11 protein-coding genes are annotated in these 14,236 nt (G+C 73.0%); 5 read left to right on the forward strand and 6 right to left on the reverse strand.

The features are described 5' to 3' along the window. Nucleotides 1-29: 29 nt before the first annotated feature. The 3 genes from IO33_RS0128075 (at nt 30) to IO33_RS0128085 (ending at nt 5,677) form a co-directional block, all read left to right on the forward strand. A complete protein-coding gene (locus tag IO33_RS0128075; RefSeq protein ID WP_031169970.1) occupies nt 30-2,543 on the forward strand; it encodes a SpoIIE family protein phosphatase in 2,514 nt (837 codons plus the stop codon). A gap of 83 nt (nt 2,544-2,626) precedes the next feature. Then, nucleotides 2,627-5,365, forward strand: coding sequence for a SpoIIE family protein phosphatase (locus IO33_RS0128080; RefSeq protein ID WP_209438928.1), 2,739 nt, complete (start codon nt 2,627-2,629; stop codon nt 5,363-5,365). Between the two features lie 48 nt (nt 5,366-5,413). Continuing rightward, complete coding sequence (locus IO33_RS0128085) at nt 5,414-5,677, forward strand: hypothetical protein (protein ID WP_031169974.1); 264 nt, start codon at nt 5,414-5,416, stop codon at nt 5,675-5,677. 14 nt (nt 5,678-5,691) lie between these two features. Here the strand turns inward: IO33_RS0128085 and IO33_RS0128090 are convergent, their stop codons facing one another. Together IO33_RS0128090 and IO33_RS0128095 are read right to left on the reverse strand one after the other, a co-directional pair. Further along, nucleotides 5,692-5,925, reverse strand: coding sequence for a hypothetical protein (locus tag IO33_RS0128090; protein ID WP_031169976.1), 234 nt, complete (start codon nt 5,923-5,925; stop codon nt 5,692-5,694). Nucleotides 5,926-6,015: 90 nt separating this feature from the next. Then, on the reverse strand, nt 6,016-7,863 hold the full coding sequence (locus IO33_RS0128095) for a glycoside hydrolase family 15 protein (RefSeq protein ID WP_031169978.1): 1,848 nt from the start codon (nt 7,861-7,863) through the stop codon (nt 6,016-6,018). A 196-nt stretch (nt 7,864-8,059) separates the two neighbouring features. Here IO33_RS0128095 and IO33_RS0128100 point away from each other — a divergent pair, with 196 nt between their 5' ends. Then, complete coding sequence (locus tag IO33_RS0128100; RefSeq protein WP_031169980.1) at nt 8,060-8,266, forward strand: hypothetical protein; 207 nt, start codon at nt 8,060-8,062, stop codon at nt 8,264-8,266. A 106-nt stretch (nt 8,267-8,372) separates the two neighbouring features. On the opposite strand, the gene IO33_RS0128105 is transcribed toward IO33_RS0128100, so the two are convergent. Continuing rightward, the gene (locus tag IO33_RS0128105; protein ID WP_031169982.1) at nt 8,373-9,506 is read right to left on the reverse strand and encodes a molybdopterin-dependent oxidoreductase; all 1,134 of its coding nucleotides are present in this window, start codon (nt 9,504-9,506) and stop codon (nt 8,373-8,375) included. Between the two features lie 154 nt (nt 9,507-9,660). Here IO33_RS0128105 and sthA point away from each other — a divergent pair, with 154 nt between their 5' ends. Beyond that, a complete protein-coding gene (sthA, locus tag IO33_RS0128110; RefSeq protein ID WP_425347980.1) occupies nt 9,661-11,046 on the forward strand; it encodes a Si-specific NAD(P)(+) transhydrogenase in 1,386 nt (461 codons plus the stop codon). A gap of 34 nt (nt 11,047-11,080) precedes the next feature. Here the strand turns inward: sthA and IO33_RS0128115 are convergent, their stop codons facing one another. The 3 genes from IO33_RS0128115 to efeB form a co-directional block, all read right to left on the reverse strand. Then, nucleotides 11,081-11,557: a DUF5709 domain-containing protein gene (locus IO33_RS0128115; RefSeq protein WP_031169988.1), complete on the reverse strand. Its 477-nt coding sequence runs from the start codon at nt 11,555-11,557 to the stop codon at nt 11,081-11,083. A gap of 83 nt (nt 11,558-11,640) precedes the next feature. Continuing rightward, nucleotides 11,641-12,792, reverse strand: a complete 1,152-nt coding sequence (gene nicT / locus IO33_RS0128120; protein WP_031169990.1) for a Nickel transporter NicT — start codon at nt 12,790-12,792, stop codon at nt 11,641-11,643. A gap of 166 nt (nt 12,793-12,958) precedes the next feature. Next, a complete protein-coding gene (gene efeB / locus IO33_RS0128125; RefSeq protein WP_031169992.1) occupies nt 12,959-14,230 on the reverse strand; it encodes an iron uptake transporter deferrochelatase/peroxidase subunit in 1,272 nt (423 codons plus the stop codon). Nucleotides 14,231-14,236 lie beyond the last annotated feature (6 nt).

Raw genomic sequence — 14,236 nt, forward strand, 5'->3', positions numbered from 1 at the left:
CCGAAGAGGCACGGGACGAGGCAGGGGCGATGGCTGGGAGCGATGGCGAGCAGGTGGTCCGCACGCGGGCCCGGCTGGCCTCGCTGCTGGCCGAGGCCTCGACCGGCGCGCTCGGCGCGGCCGGCGGCCGGGTGGCGGGTGTGTATCTGCGCTCCGGCACTCCCGGCCTGCTGCGTCTCGCGGTGCTCGCGGGGCTGCCCGGTCCGCTGTTCCGGCCCTGGTGGCGGCTGCACGTCGGCCGCCCCTTCCCCGTCGCCGACGCCTATCGCCTGGGCATACAGGTGGTGCTGCCGAACGCCACCGAGACAGTGCGCCGGTACCCGCAGTTCGCCGCTGGGCTGCCCTTCCCGTTCGGTTCGGTGCACGTACCGGTGCCGGGCGGGAGCGAGCCGCTCGGTGTGCTCACCGTACTGCGCCCGGCGGTCGCGGACACGGTGGACGAGCTGCTGGACGGTGAACTGCTCGCCCGACTGGCCGAGGGCCTGGGCGCCGAGTTGCTCGCACTCGCCGACGGGGACGCCGGCGCGGTCGTCTGGGACGGCGAGCCGCTGTGCGTACGGCCGCCCGCGAGCCGGCCCGCGCAGGCCGTCGTGGCACGGTTCGACTGGGATCCGCGGAGCTGCGAGATACGCGCGGACGAACGGTTGCACGACCTCCTCGGCCTGCGCCCCGGCGAGGACTTCGCGGGGACGGTGGAGGCGCTCGCGGACGCGGTGGCCCCGCACGACGCGCACCAGGTCCTGGCCGCGCTGCGCGACACCGCCGCCGGGAAGCAGCTCGGCGCGCCCCTGTGCCTGCGGGGGCGGGACGGCACACCGCGGCTGCTGCACCTGTGGCCGGCCGCCGGGGAAGGGCGGGCGGAGCGGGTCAGCGGGGTGGTGTTCGAGCCCGGTCCAGCCGCCTCCGCGGAGGCCGCGGCCGACCTGCTGCCGCAGGGCGTGTTCTGCATGGACCGGCTGGGGCTGGTCGTGTACGTCAACCAGGCCGCGGCCCGGCTCGCGGGCCGGGAGCGGGCGTGGCTGCTCGGGCGGCCGCTGTGGGAGGCGATGCCGTGGCTGGCCGGTCCGCCGTACGACGACCATCTGCGCGGCGCCCTGCTGACCCCGGAGCCGGTGCACTTCCATGTGCACCGGCCGGCCGGCGACCGCGCCGAGCCCGGGGCGGGCGACTGGCTCGCCGTGTCGGTGCATCCCGGGGAGGACCTGCTGACCTGCACGCTCGTCCCGGCCAGCCGTATGGACGCGCCGGTCGAGCCGGTCGTCGAGGCGCACCTGCCGGAGGACGCTGCGGCCGCCGACCACGCGATGGCACCGCTGTACCGGCCGATCGCCCTGGCCATCGCGCTGACGGACGCGGTGACCGCCCGTCAGGTGTCGGCGGTGGTCGTGCAGGAGCTGCTGCCGGCGTTCGGCGGTGGGTGTCTGGCCATCTACCTGCTCCAGGAACGGCATCTGTATCTCGCCTGGGAGAGCGGTTTCCCGCAGGGGTTCCTCAACCGGTTCGAGGGCGTGGGCCTCGACGCGCGGCTGCCGGGCGTGGAGTGCCTGACGACGGGCCGGCCGCTGTTCTTCGAGTCGATGCAGCAGTTGCCCACCGCCTATCCGGGCATCCCGATGGATGCCGACGAGGGCGCCCGTGCCTTCCTGCCGCTGATCGCCTCCGGGCGGCCGGTCGGCTCGTGCATCCTCGGTTTCGACCGCGCCCGCAGCTTCAGCATCGAGGAGCGCACGGTGCTCACCGCGCTCGCCGGGCTGATCGCGCACGCCATGGAGCGGGCTCAGCGCTACGACAGCGAGGCGGCCCTCGCCCGCGGCCTGCAGCAGGCTCTGCTGCCCCGCCGGCTGTCGGCGCACCCGCTGGTGGAGACCGCGGGCCGGTATCTGCCGGGCACCCAGGGCATGGACGTGGGCGGCGACTGGTACGACGTCGTCGAGGCCGGTGACGGGCTCGCGCTGGTGATCGGTGACGTGCAGGGACACGGGGTACAGGCGGCGGCCACCATGGGGCAGCTGCGCAGCGCGGTACGCGCGTTCGCGCTCGGGGACCGGCCGCCCGACGAGGTGATGAGCGGCACCAACCATCTGCTGATCGATCTCGACCCCGGTCAGTTCGCCAGTTGCTGCTATCTGCGGCTGGATCCCGCCACCGGCCGCGCCCGGATCGCCCGGGCGGGGCATCCACCGCCGCTGCTGCGCGCGCCGAGCGGACCGACCCGGCTGCTGGACATCCCGGGCGGTGTCGTCCTCGGTGTGGACCCGCAGGCCCGGTACCCGGTGACGGAGCTGGTGCTGGAGCCCGACGCGATCCTGGCTCTGTACACGGACGGGCTGGTGGAGCGGCCGGGCGCGGACATCGACGACGGCATCACGGCGCTGCGGCTCGCGCTGAACAGGGCCGGGGCCGCCGCCGGACGCCGGGGCGGACGGTCGCTGGCCGGGGTCGCCGACCGGCTCACGGCCACCGCGCGGCACGCCGCCGACCGCCCCGACGACGTGGCGCTGCTGCTCGCCGCCCGCCGTTCGCCCCCCTTGGGTCACCGGTGACCGGATCACGCCGCGCCGATCGACGACCGTCATCTCGGCCGACGGTCTCGCCGGAGCGGGCCGGGCAGTGTAGACATGGGCACATGGTGCGACTGCCCGGCCGGCCCGCGACCCGGCCGCCCCGTCCTGACGGGGACGCGCGCGCCTCACAGGGCGGGCAGCCGCAGGGCCCGGGCGGGAACGGCGGCCGGCCCGGGATGCTGCGGGCGGCGGTGACCGGGCGCAGCGTCGCCGGGCAGGTGTTCCTGCTCCAGGTGGTGATCGTGCTGCTGCTGGTGGTCTCGGCGGTGGTGGCTCAGGTGCTGCAGGTGCGGCACGACACCGATCGGGAGGCGCAGAACCGTTCGCTCGCCGTCGCCCAGACGTTCGCGAACGCGCCCGGTACGGCCGCCGCGCTGCGCTCGCCCGATCCCACGGCCGTGCTGCAGCCGAGCGCGGAGGCGACCCGCAAGGCGACGGGCGTGGACTTCGTCGTCGTGATGAACACCGACGGCATCCGCTACACGCATCCCAGACCCGACCGTATCGGCAAGAAGTTCGTCGGCACGATCGGCCCGGCGCTGGCCGGGGGGACGGTCACCGAGCACGTCAACGGCACGATAGGGCCGCTGGTGCAGGTCGTGGTGCCGGTGAAGGACGCGGGCGGCAAGGTGGTGGGCCTGGTGTCGGCCGGGATCACCACCGCGCACGTGGGAGGGGCGGCCGCCCAGCAGCTGCCCCTGCTGATCGCGGCGGCAGCGGCGGCGCTCGCGCTGGCCACCGGGGGCACGGCCCTGGTCAGCAGACGGCTGCTGCGCCAGACGCACGGCCTCGGACCGTCCGAGATGACGCGGATGTACGAGCACCACGACGCGGTGCTGCACGCCGTCCGGGAAGGTGTGCTGATCGTCGGCGCCGACAGCCGGCTGCTGCTCGCGAACGACGAGGCCCACCGCCTGCTGGACCTGCCGGAGGACGCCGAGCTGCGCAGCGTGCTGGAGCTGGGGCTGGACGACGAGACCGCGGCGCTGCTCGCCTCGGGGCGGGTCGCCACGGACGAGGTGCACCTGGTCAAGGACCGGCTGCTGGCGATCAACCAGCGCCCCACCGACCTGCGCGGCGGTCCGGCCGGCAGCGTCACCACGCTGCGCGACTCCACCGAGCTGCGTGCCCTGTCCGGCCGCGCGGAGGTGGCGCGGGAGCGGCTGAACATGCTGTACGACGCCGGGGTGGGTATCGGCACCAGTCTGGACGTCGGCCGTACCGCGGAGGAGCTGGCCGGGCTGGCGGTGCCCCGGTTCGCGGACTTCGCGACCGTCGACCTGTTCGACGCGGTGCTGCACGGCGAGGAGCCGAGGCCGGGCACGGCGCTGCGCCGCGCCGCCTGCGCCGGCATCCGCAAGGACGAACCGCTGTACCCGGTCGGCGAGCGGATCCGGTTCGTGGCCACGTCGCCGCAGGCGCGCAGCCTGACCACCGGGCAGTCGGTCCTGGTGCCCCGGCTGCGGGAGGCGCCCGGCTGGCGCGCACAGGACCTGGAGCGCACCGACCAGGTGCTGGCGTACGGCATCCACTCGCTGATCACCGTGCCGCTCAGGACGGGCAGTCTGGTGCTGGGCGTGGCGAACTTCTGGCGTGCGGAGAAGCCGCAGCCGTTCGACGCCGAGGAGCTGGCCCTCGCCGAGGAGCTGGTCGCGCGGGCGGCGGTCTCCATCGACAACGCCCGCCGGTACACGCGCGAGCACAGCATGGCGGTCACCCTGCAGCGCAGTCTGCTGCCGCGCAGTCTGCCCGAACAGGGCGCGCTGGAGATCGCCTACCGCTATCTGCCGGCGCAGGCCGGGGTGGGCGGCGACTGGTTCGACGTGCTGCCGCTGTCCGGTGCGCGGGTGGCGCTGGTGGTGGGGGACGTGGTGGGGCACGGGCTGCACGCGGCGGCCACCATGGGCCGGCTGCGTACGGCGGTGCACAACTTCTCCTCGCTGGACCTGCCGCCGGACGAACTTCTCGGGCTGCTGGACGAGTTGGTCGGCCGGATCGACCAGGACGAGAGCGCCGCGGACGGGACCGCGGCGATCACCGGCGCGACCTGTCTGTACGCGGTCTACGACCCGGTCGCGCGGCGCTGCACGGTGGCCCGGGCCGGCCATCCGCCGCCCGCGCTGGTGCACCCGGACGGCCGGGTGGAGTTCCCCGAGGTGCCCGCGGGGCCGCCGCTGGGTCTTGGCGGGCTGCCGTTCGAGACGGCGGAGCTGGAGCTGGCGGAGGGCAGCCGGCTGGTGCTGTACACCGACGGGCTGGTGGAGGACCGCGAGCGGGACATCGACGTGGGTCTCGACATGCTGAGCGACGCGCTGCGCGGTGCGCCGGGCGCCTCGCCGGAGGAGACCTGCCGTGCGGTGCTGGGCCGGCTGCCCGCCCGGCCGAGCGACGACGTGGCGCTGATCGTGGCCCGTACCCGGGTGCTGGGCGCCGACCGGGTCGCCGAGTGGCAGGTGCCGTCCGACCCGGCGGCGGTGTCCGAGGTACGGTCCGAGGTGACCCGGCGGCTCGCCGACTGGGGCCTGGCGGAGCTGGACTTCACGACGGAACTGATCCTGAGCGAGCTGGTCACCAACGCCATCCGCTACGGGCGCGCCCCGATCGGCGTCCGGCTGCTGCGCGACCGCACGCTGATCTGCGAGGTCTCCGACCGCAGCACGACCTCGCCGCACCTGCGGTACGCGGCGACCACCGACGAGGGCGGCCGGGGCCTGTTCCTGGTCGCGCAGCTCGCCGAGCGCTGGGGTACCCGGTACACCTCGCAGGGCAAGATCATCTGGGCGGAGCAGCCGCTGCCGTGAGCCGCGGGCATAGCGGGTGATGATCCCCGGCTGCCGCACCAGTCGGTGGTGGCCTGCCCCGGGGGCGAGCAGCCGCGCCAGGGTGCGGACGGCGGCGCCAGGCGCGGCACGGCGGACGACCGCCCGGAGGCGGAGATCGCCGCCGAGTCACCGCGGCCGATACGGCCGCCGACCCGGGAGACGGCGAAGGGCCCGGAGGACCACGGCGCGGAGTACACCGCGTTCGCCAGGGCCGTAAGGGGCACCTGGCAGCGCGGAGACCGGGCACGTGTGCGGTCCGCCGGGCCCGTTCCGGGTTCCCGGTTCGCCTGAGCGGAGGAGTGCGGTCAGGCGCTGAGCCGCGAGCGCAGCAGCTGCTTCCCCATCTCGGCGCCCTTGCGGCTGTCGGCCTGAGCCTTGTGGAACAGGTCGATGAGCTCGTTGTCGTGCTCGCGTTCGGCGTCCTGGATGTACGTCTCCAGGCGCAGGGCGTTGTCCAGGCACGCCTCCACGTACCAGATCAGGTCGTAGTTCTTGTCGCGCGTACCGGTGACGTGACCGGTCTCGCTGGTGCTGGTCATGCGGGTCTCCTCCTTCTGTGGACCCTGCGTCGTTCTCCTTCCGGAGACTCCCGGGTACCCGTGCGACCTGCGCACACACCACCCCGTTGGTCAGCCGAGGGCGCGGTCGAGGTTGAAGGCGGCGCTGATCAGGGACAGGTGGGTGAACGCCTGCGGGAAGTTGCCCTGTTGCTCGCCGGTGCGGCCGATCTCCTCCGCGTACAGGCCGAGGTGGTTGGCGTAGGTGAGCATCTTCTCGAAGGCCAGCCGGGCCTCGTCGAGCCGGCCGGCCCGCACCAGTGCCTCGACGTACCAGAACGAGCAGATGGAGAAGGTGCCCTCGTCGCCGCGCAGTCCGTCGGGGCTGGCCTGCGGGTCGTAGCGGTAGACCAGGGAGTCGGAGACCAGGTCCTCGGTGAGGGCGTCCAGGGTGGACAGCCACTTGGGGTCGGTGGGGGCGACGAACTTGGCGAGCGGCATCATCAGCAGCGACGCGTCCAGGACGTCGCCGCCCTCCGACTGCACGAAGGCGCCGCGCCGCCCGGACCAGCCGCGGTCCATGATCCGCCGGTAGATCGTGTCGCGGGCCTGCCGCCAGCGGGGCAGCTCGGCGGGCAGTCCGCGCCGGTTGGCGAGGCGGATGGCCCGCTCGATGGCGACCCAGCACATCAGCCGCGAGTACAGGAAGTTCTTGCGGCCGCCGCGGGTCTCCCACACGCCTTCGTCGGGCTGGTCCCAGTGGGCGCACACCCAGTCGACGAGATGGCACACGTCGTCCCACTGGCCGCTGGAGATCGGCTGGGCCCACTTGTCGTACAGGTAGATGGAGTCGATCAGGGCGCCGTAGATGTCGAGCTGGAGCTGCCCGGCGGCGGCGTTTCCTACCCGGACCGGGGCGGAGCCCAGATGGCCCTCCAGGTGCGGGAGCACGAACTCGGGCAGCTCGGTGCGGCCGTCGATGCCGTACATGATCTGCAGCGGGGCGCGTCCGTCGCCGTCGCACGGCGTGATGTGGGTGGTGAGGAACCGCATGAAGGCCTCGGCCTCGCCGGTGAAGCCGAGCCGCAGCAGCGCGTAGACGGCGAAGGCGGCGTCGCGGACCCACACGTACCGGTAGTCCCAGTTGCGCTCGCCGCCCAGCTGCTCGGGCAGGCTGGTGGTGGGGGCCGCGACGATCGCGCCCGTGGGGGCGTAGGTGAGCAGCTTCAGGGTGAGGGCGGAGCGGTGCACCATCTCGCGCCAGCGGCCCCGGTAGCGGGACTGGTGCAGCCAGTGGCGCCAGTAGGCGACCGTGACGTTGAACTCGTGCTCGGCCTCGGCGTGCGCGCAGCCGCGGGGGGCCACCGCGGCGCCGAGCTGGTCGAGCGCGAACACCGCGGTCTCGCCCTCGGCGAGCTTGAAGTCGGCGCGCGCGTCCCGGGCGTCGCACTCCAGGACGACCGTGGAGGTGAGCGCCAGGGACTGCTCGGCGGACTCGAAGACGACGGTGCCGGCGACGGTGCGCAGGGTGTGTGGCACGGCGCCGTAGCCGAAACGGGGGGCGACCAGCACCCGGAAGGGCACGGTCCCGCGGACGCAGACCACCCGCCGGATCAGCCGGTGCCGCCCCGCCTCGCCCGTGCCGTCCGCGGTGTCGCAGGTCACCGGCATGAAGTCCTGCACCTCTCCGACGCCGTCCTCGGTGAAGAACCGGGTGATCAGGACGTTGGTGTCGGGGAAGTAGAACTGCTTGGTGCGCGCGGGCACGGCGGCGGCCAGTTCGAAGGAGCCGCCGCGCTCGGCGTCGAGGATGGCCGCGAAGACGCTGGGGGCGTCGAAGGACGGGCAGCAGTACCAGTCGATCGTGCCGTTCGTGCCGACCAGGGCCACACTGCGCAGGTCGCCGATGAGTCCGTGCTCGGCGATCGGCAGATAGCGGGGGCTGTGGCGGGCGTCCTCGGAAAACGGGGTCTCGGCCATCGGCGGCCTCCCGGTGAGTGTGCGAGATGTTTTCCAGCTTAGGAGCGAGTGCTTCACGGCGGGCTGGGAAGACGCTCCTCACCCGCTCCCCGGGCGCCTGAAGATGCAGGGTGCGCGGATGCGGGCAATGGTGAGAGGGTGCCCCGTTCGGCGGCACCGGCACGGATGCGGTCATCCGGACCGAGGAGGAGGCATCATGTCGACATCCACACCCGACGAATCCCGGTCGTCCGACGACCACTGCACCCCGGACGCCCTGCTCCACTCCGCTCCCTCCCGGGACGTCACCCTGGAGGACCTGGTGATGGCGGCGGGCAGGGACGTCACACCGAAGAACCTCGACTGGGCCCGCCGCAAGATGGAGAAGGAGGGCCCGACAGCCATCGAGAGGCTGCTGCCGTAGGGCGGTCCGGGGAGTCCAGGGGAACAAGTCAGACGAGGGCGGAGCAGCCGTCCGGACGGGGCGCGGGAACCACGCAGGGCCCGCGCCCCGCTCTACGCACCCGCCCCTACGGCGACGCGGCCTCGCCGGCGCAGACCACCCGTACCCAGCACACCGCGTTGTTGCCGAACCCGCCTCGGTTCCAGTGCTGGTCAAGGGGCTGGGTACGACCCGTGGCATCCGTCGCACGCGCACCCACCGCATGCTCGCCGGGCCGTGCGGTCCAGTCGTGGTGCCAGGCCCGCCAAGCCCACCGGTGCCCGTGCGGCACGGGGCCGAGGACGGCCGGCTCCCAGCTCGCGCCGCGATCCGTGCTCACCTCCACCGCCGTCACCGGTCCCTGCCCGGACCAGGCCCGCCCCTCCAGCCGCACGTGCCCAGGCCGCACCACCCGCGTACGGGACATGAAGTCGGGAAACCCGGGCGGCACGCACAACGCGCGCGGCGCGATCCGCGTGACCGGCTCGCCCTGCTCGTCGGCGGTGCGCCGGATCCGGTAGGCGACCGACTGCTGGAAGCCCGTGAACGGTACGTCGCTGACGGTCACGCGGCGCAGCCACTTCACCTGGGCCATGCCGTACCAGCCGGGCACGATCAGCCGTAGCGGCCGGCCGTGCTGCGGCGGCAGCGGCGCGCCGTTCATGGCGGTGGCGACCAGCACCTCGGGATCGTCGCCGTCGGCCACGGCCAGGGGCAGGGCGCGCCGGTAGTCCTGCTCGACACCGCGCTCGACCCCGTGGTCGGCGCCGGTGAAGACGACGTCAGCGGCCGCCGGGTCCGCGCCCGCCTCGGCGAGCAGCAGCCTGAGCGGTACGCCGGTCCAGTCGGCGGTGCCGACCGCCTCCACCAGCCAGGGCTGGCTGACCGGCCGGGGGGTGAGCAGGGCCCGGCCGTTGCCCGCGCACTCCAGGGTCACGCGGGTGGTGACCTGCGGGAACGACAGCAGGTCGGCGAGGGACAGGTCGAGCGGGGTGCGCACCCGGCCGTCGACGGTCAGCCGCCAGGCACCGGCGTGCGGGACGTACGGGATGTCGTAGTGCGTGAGGACGTAGTGCAGTCCGGGCGGCGTGATGTCGTGGCGCAGGGCCTCCAGGGGCAGCGCGTGGTTGCGGGCGGCGAGCGCGAGTTCGTCGGCGCCGATCCCCTCGCCGGGGCCGGCCAGCCTGGCGGGAGCGCTCAGGTCGCCGGGTCGCTGGCCCATGGCGTCATTGTCCTCCCGGCGCGACCGCGCGGCGAGGAGAGCGGACGGCGACGGCAACTCCCCGGCGGCCCGGGGTGTTTCGGCGCCCGCGATCCCTTCCGGAGCGGGCCGGAGGGCTGTCAGACTCCCGAGGGTGCCCGACTTCGACTTCGACATGCTCGTCATCGGATCCGGACCCGGCGGTCAGAAGGCCGCCATCGCCGCGGCCAAGCTCGGCCGCCGGGTCGCCGTCGTCGACCGCCCCGACATGCTCGGCGGGGTCTCCCTGCACACCGGAACCATCCCCTCCAAGACCCTGCGCGAGGCCGTGCTGTATCTGACCGGTCTCACCCAGCGCGATCTGTACGGGCAGAGCTACCGGCTGAAGGACGACATCACCGTCGCCGATCTGACCGCGCGCACCCGTCATGTCGTCGCCCGCGAGGTGGACGTCGTCCGCAGCCAGCTCGCCCGCAACCACGTGACCGTCCACTCCGGCACGGCCCGCTTCACCGACCCGCACACCATCGCCCTGTCCGAGCTGTCCGGACGGGAACGGCGGCTGAGCGCCGGGCACGTCGTCATCGCCACCGGCACCCGGCCGGCCCGTCCGGAGAGCGTGGAGTTCGACGGGCGGACGATCATGGACTCCGACAACGTGCTCTCGCTGGAGCGGGTGCCGCGGTCCATGGTGATCGTGGGTGCGGGTGTCATCGGCATGGAGTACGCCTCGATGTTCGCCGCGCTGGGCAGCAAGGTGACCGTGGTGGAGAAGCGCACCGCGATGCTGGACCTGTGCGACGTCGAGATCGTGGAGTCGCTCAAGTACCACCTGCGCGACCTGGCCGTCACCTTCCGCTTCGGCGAGACGGTCGCCGCCGTCGAACGCCATCCGCGGGGCACGCTCACCGTGCTGGAGAGCGGCAAGAAGATCCCGGCGGACACGGTGATGTACTCGGCGGGCAGGCAGGGCCTGACCGACGAACTGGACCTGCACAGGGCCGGGCTGGCGGCGGACGCGCGCGGCCGGATCACGGTGGACGCGCACTACCGCACCGAGGTGCCGCACATCTACGCCGTCGGTGACGTCATCGGCTTCCCCGCGCTCGCCGCGACCTCGATGGAGCAGGGCCGCGCGGCGGCGTACCACGCGTGCGGGGAGCCGGCCGGGCGGATGCACCAGCTGCAGCCCATCGGCATCTACACGATCCCGGAGATCAGCTTCGTCGGGCGGACCGAGGACCGGCTGACCGAGGACCGGGTGCCGTTCGAGGTGGGCGTGGCCCGGTACCGGGAACTGGCCCGGGGGCAGATCATCGGGGACTCGCACGGCATGCTGAAGCTGCTGGTCTCCCCGGTGGACCGGAGGCTGCTCGGGGTGCACTGCTTCGGTTCCGGGGCGACCGAGCTGATCCACATCGGGCAGTCGGTGATGGGGTGCGGGAGGACGGTGGACTACCTCGTGGACGCGGTGTTCAACTATCCGACACTCGCGGAGTCGTACAAGGTCGCCGCGCTGGACGCGACGAACCGGCTGCGCCAGGTGGACCGGTTGGGCTAGCGCCGTCGGGGTGGCCGAGAGGTGGCCGAGAAGCTCAGGTGTCTTCCTCGACCACGTGTACCGCCGCCTCTTCCGCGCCCGCCGCTCCCGCGTCGACGCCCACGTCCTGGGCGATCTCCTCCTTGACGGTGGCGGGGTGGGCGCCCTCGTCGGGGGCGACCAGGCGGCCCGCGCGGGACGCGCCGGCCTCGGGGTCGAGCGGCTCGCCCTCGCCGCCGGGGAGGTCTCCGATCGCGTCGCCGGGCGTGGGCTGCGCGTCCGGGACTTCCTGGCCGAGCCGTTCGTCCAGGGTCTCCCCCGCGCGCTGCTCGGCGGCCGTGGTGCCCTTCTTGGTGACGCCGAGGGGGCGTTCGGGCGGGGAGTAGCCCTCGTCGAGGATGTCGTCGTAGGTGCGCTCGTCGACCGCGTCCTGGAGGTCCAGGGGACCGGCGTCCTCCTGTTCCTCGTTGGACCTGGTGGGCTGGTAGGCGTCGTCCGCCATCGGGGTCTGCTCGGGCTGCTGGTCGCTCATGGTCGCCTCCTTCGCGGCTCGCGGGCGGTCCTCGTTCGCGTTTCCCGCAGCCGGGCGGTTAACCCCGTCGGCGCGCGCTCGGATCAGTCGGCGGGCTGTTCGGCCAGGCCCGCCGTCCACTTCTCCTCGATGCGGCCCGTCTTCCACACCAGCAGGGCGATCGCCCAGGTGGCGACGAAGAGGCCGACGATGACGAAGCCGACGGTGTTGAGGTCGAGGCCGGAGATCCAGTCCCAGAACGGCCCGTGGAGGTCCAGCCGGTCGGCGAGGAGGCCGAGGAGCTCCACCGTGCCGATGACGAGGGCGACGGCCACGGACAGGCCGGTGATGGTGAGGTTGTAGTAGACCTTGCGGACCGGCTTGGAGAACGCCCACTCGTAGGCGAAGTTCATGAACGAGCCGTCGATGGTGTCGAGGAGCGACATGCCCGCGGCGAACAGGACCGGGAGGGTCAGGATGGCGTACCAGGGCAGGCCTGAGGCGGCGCCGGAGCCGGCGAGGACGAGCAGGGCGATCTCCGTCGCGGTGTCGAAGCCGAGGCCGAAGAGCAGGCCGAGCGGGTACATCTGCCAGGGCCTGCTGATCGAGCCGGTGACCCGGCCGAGCAGGCGGTTCATGAAGCCGCGGTTGTTCAGCTGCGTCTCCAGGGCGGCCTCGTCGTAGGCACCGGAGCGCATCTGCCGGAAGACCTTCCAGATGCCGGCCAGGATGACGAGGTTGATGCCGGCGATGAGGTACAGGAAGGTGCCGGAGACCGTCGTACCGATCAGGCCGGTGACGTCGTGCAGGTGCGAGTGGTCGTCGCGGACCGGTCCGGCCAGGGTCTTCATGCCGAGCGAGAGCAGCAGGGCGAGGCCGAAGACGATGCTGGAGTGGCCGAGGGAGAACCAGAAGCCGACCGACAGCGGCCGCTGTCCCTCGCCCATCAGCTTGCGGGTGGTGTTGTCGATCGCCGCGATGTGGTCGGCGTCGAAGGCGTGCCGCATGCCGAGGGTGTACGCGGTCACGCCGATGCCGACGCCGAAGGACTGGGTTCCGACGCTGAAGTGCTGCGGCGCGATGATGCCGACCAGTGTGCCCCAGCCGATGACGTGCAGGGCGAGGACGAAGCCGGCCATCCCGCCGACCCTGATCCACTCCTGCCGGGTCATGGAGCCCCGGACACGGTGCCAGGCCGAGCGCTTGCCGTCGGCCTGGGCGGGGAGGGACGGAGCGGAACCAGGGGCGGCCGTCATCGGGAGGGTCATCCTTCGGTGGTGCGGGTACGGCTGCACAGCACAGCCTTGTGCCATCCTTCCGTACTTGCAATCCATGTGCAGTAAAGGCGACGGCAGGCCTTTCCCATGGGGAGGGAAAGGCCTGCCGGCACAGGAGCGGGAGGGCCCGGGAAGCGGCGGCCGGTCAGGCGGAGAGCATGCCCCGGCCGAGCCAGTCCTTCGCGTCCCGGACGCCGGGCAGGGCGAAGAAGTAGCCGCCGCCCGTCGGGGAGATGTAGTCGACCAGGGGCTCGTCGATCAGCCGGGTCTGCACCGCCTCGAACTGGCGCTTGACGTCCTGGTTGTAGCAGCAGAACACCAGGCCCATGTCGAGGTTGCCGACGTTGTCCACGCCCCGGTCGTAGTTGTAGCCGCGGCGCAGGATGCGGGAGCCGTCCGTCTCCGCCCTGCGCGGGTTGGCGAGGCGGATGTGCGAGTCGAGCGGGATCGCGGTGCCGTGCGGGTCCTTGGCGTACTGGGGGATGTCGGTCTCCTTGGCCCCGTCGAGCGGGGCGCCGGTGTCCTTGCGGCGGCCGAACATCTTCTCCTGCTCGGTGAGCGAGACCCGGTCCCAGAACTCCACCAGCATCCGGATGATCCGGATGACCTGGTAGCTGCCGCCCTCGGTCCAGGCGGGTTCGCCCTGGCCGGCGCCGACCCAGATCAGCTTGTCCGTCTCCCGGGCGGAGGTGACGTCGGGGTTGGCGATGCCGTCCTTGAAGCCGAGCAGGTTGCGCTGGGCGCCGGCGGGGCGCGGGGCGTTCTGGAAGCCGTCGATGCGCCACTTGATCTGCAGGGCACCCCGGGTGTGCCGGGCGATGTCGCGCAGCGCGTGCAGCACGGTGTCCTGACTCTGGGCGCAGATCTGCAGGGACAGGTCGCCGTGGCACTCGGCGGCGTTCAGGTTGTCGTTGGGGAAGGTCCGCATGGGGGTGAGCCGGGCGGGCCGGGCCTTGGCGAGGCCGTAGCGGTCGTCGAAGAGGGAGGCGCCGACGCCGACGGTGACGGTGAGGCCGTCGGAGGGGACCTCGGGGCCGAGGATGCCGCTGTCGGAGGGCGGCGCGCCGACGCCGAGGTCGGTGGGGGTGCCCCCGGAGGTGAGGAAGCGGGCCCGCTCGGTGATGGTCCTCAGCAGGTCGGTCAGACCCTTGCGGTCGTCGGCGATGACGTCGAGGGAGACGAAGGTCGCAGAGGCCGGTGCCGGGGTGATGATGCCGGCCTGGTGGGCGCCGTGGAAGGGGACCGCGGCCCCGCCGTCCGGACCGGTGGTCCCCGCCTCGGCCGTACCGCCGCTCTCGCCGAGGGCGAAGCCGCCGCCGGCCAGGACCGCTCCGGCGGCGCCGGCGCCCAGGGCGGTCCGCACGAAGGAGCGGCGGGCGGGGCCGGCGGGGCAGGTCGGCGTGTCGGCGGTCGGCATCGGCGG

The organism is Streptomyces durhamensis (assembly GCF_000725475.1).
Lineage (GTDB): Bacteria > Actinomycetota > Actinomycetes > Streptomycetales > Streptomycetaceae > Streptomyces > Streptomyces filipinensis.

What these genes read in the sequence shown, in the direction of transcription:
- IO33_RS0128105 (WP_031169982.1), bottom strand. Translation starts at nt 9,506, where the DNA reads ATGGGCCAGCGACCCGGCGACCTGAGCGCTCCCGCCAGGCTGGCCGGC.
- IO33_RS0128080 (WP_209438928.1), top strand. Translation starts at nt 2,627, where the DNA reads ATGGTGCGACTGCCCGGCCGGCCCGCGACCCGGCCGCCCCGTCCTGAC.
- IO33_RS0128100 (WP_031169980.1), top strand. Translation starts at nt 8,060, where the DNA reads ATGTCGACATCCACACCCGACGAATCCCGGTCGTCCGACGACCACTGC.
- sthA (WP_425347980.1), top strand. Translation starts at nt 9,661, where the DNA reads ATGCTCGTCATCGGATCCGGACCCGGCGGTCAGAAGGCCGCCATCGCC.
- IO33_RS0128075 (WP_031169970.1), top strand. Translation starts at nt 30, where the DNA reads ATGGCTGGGAGCGATGGCGAGCAGGTGGTCCGCACGCGGGCCCGGCTG.
- IO33_RS0128095 (WP_031169978.1), bottom strand. Translation starts at nt 7,863, where the DNA reads ATGGCCGAGACCCCGTTTTCCGAGGACGCCCGCCACAGCCCCCGCTAT.
- efeB (WP_031169992.1), bottom strand. Translation starts at nt 14,230, where the DNA reads ATGCCGACCGCCGACACGCCGACCTGCCCCGCCGGCCCCGCCCGCCGC.
- IO33_RS0128090 (WP_031169976.1), bottom strand. Translation starts at nt 5,925, where the DNA reads ATGACCAGCACCAGCGAGACCGGTCACGTCACCGGTACGCGCGACAAG.
- nicT (WP_031169990.1), bottom strand. Translation starts at nt 12,792, where the DNA reads ATGACGGCCGCCCCTGGTTCCGCTCCGTCCCTCCCCGCCCAGGCCGAC.
- IO33_RS0128115 (WP_031169988.1), bottom strand. Translation starts at nt 11,557, where the DNA reads ATGAGCGACCAGCAGCCCGAGCAGACCCCGATGGCGGACGACGCCTAC.